Below are 1,402 nucleotides of genomic sequence, written 5' to 3' on the forward strand. Positions count from 1 at the left end.
CCACATTCCTGTCCTGCTTCTACTTCAGCAGCATCATTTTTAAACCGCTTTAATGAATTAAGCTTACCATCATACACTACAACTCCATCACGAATAAGTCTGATCTTATCGCTCCTTTTTAGACGACCAGTTAGTACGATAGCTCCGGCAACAGTACCAACTTTACTTATTTTGAAAATTTGCTTAACCTCGCCTGTTGATGTAATCTCTTCTTTTATTTCAGGTGACAGCATGCCCTCCATAGCTGCTTTCACATCATTGATTGCATCATAGATGATATTATAATATTTTATTGATACGCGCTCTTTTTCAGCAATTTCTAAAACTTTGGCAGATGGTCTCACCTGATACCCAATGATGAGTGCATTTGAAGCTGATGCAAGCATGACATCGGATTCATTAATACCACCAGTAGCAGCATGTATCACCTTTACACGGATATCATTGGTGGAAAGCTTTTGCAATGAATCACGCAATGCCTGAACCGAACCATCAACATCTGCTTTGATAACTATCTTGAGTTCCTTGATTTCCCCTTCTTTAATCATTGTATTGAGGTCTTCAAGGGTAACCTTCTTTATCTTTTGGGCACTTTCAAGCCGTACCAGCTCCTGACGTTTCTGCGCTATTTGACGGGCATATTTTTCGGATTCAACCACCTGGAAAGGATCACCAGCTGATGGAACACCGCTTATTCCCAATACCTCAACAGGCATTGAAGGAGTTGCTTCCTCAACCTGCTGGCCCAAATCAGTAAACATCGCACGTACCCTACCTGAATACAGCCCCACAACAAAGGGATCGCCCACTCTAAGTGTTCCATTTTGAATCAGTACCGTTGCTATCGGACCCCTGCCTGGGTCAAGTTTGGATTCAATAACTACACCTCGTGCTCGCAATTTTGGATTTGCCTTTAATTCTAACATTTCGGCCTGAATCAGAATAAGTTCCAAAAGTTCATTAATATTAATTTTTTGTTTTGCGCTTATTTCAGCAAATAATGTTGTACCGCCCCATTCCTCCGGAATAAGCTCATACGCTGTTAATTCCTGTTTTACTCTGTTTGGATTTGCTTCTGGCAGATCTATTTTATTGATAGCAACTATAATGGGGACATTTGCTGCCTTTGCATGGTTTATTGCCTCAACCGTCTGTGGCATTACGCCATCATCTGCTGCTACTACCAGTACAACAATATCAGTAACACTTGCGCCTCTGGCTCGCATGGTGGTAAAGGCTTCATGGCCGGGCGTATCTAGAAATGTTACAAATTTATCACCTACTTTTACCCTGTATGCACCTATATGTTGTGTGATACCACCATGCTCGGTTGCCACAACATTTGTTTCGCGTATGGCATCAAGTAATTTTGTTTTTCCATGGTCAACATGCCCCATAACAG

Annotated in this window: 1 protein-coding gene; it reads right to left on the bottom strand. The window is 41.7% G+C overall.

The genetic code is table 11. The features are described from left to right. Positions 1-1,402 (bottom strand): translation initiation factor IF-2 (gene infB / locus N3F66_14815; GenBank protein MCX8125418.1); only part of this gene is annotated, 1,402 nt, incomplete at both ends.

Source organism: Spirochaetota bacterium (assembly GCA_026414805.1).
Lineage (GTDB): Bacteria > Spirochaetota > UBA4802 > UBA4802 > UB4802 > UBA4802.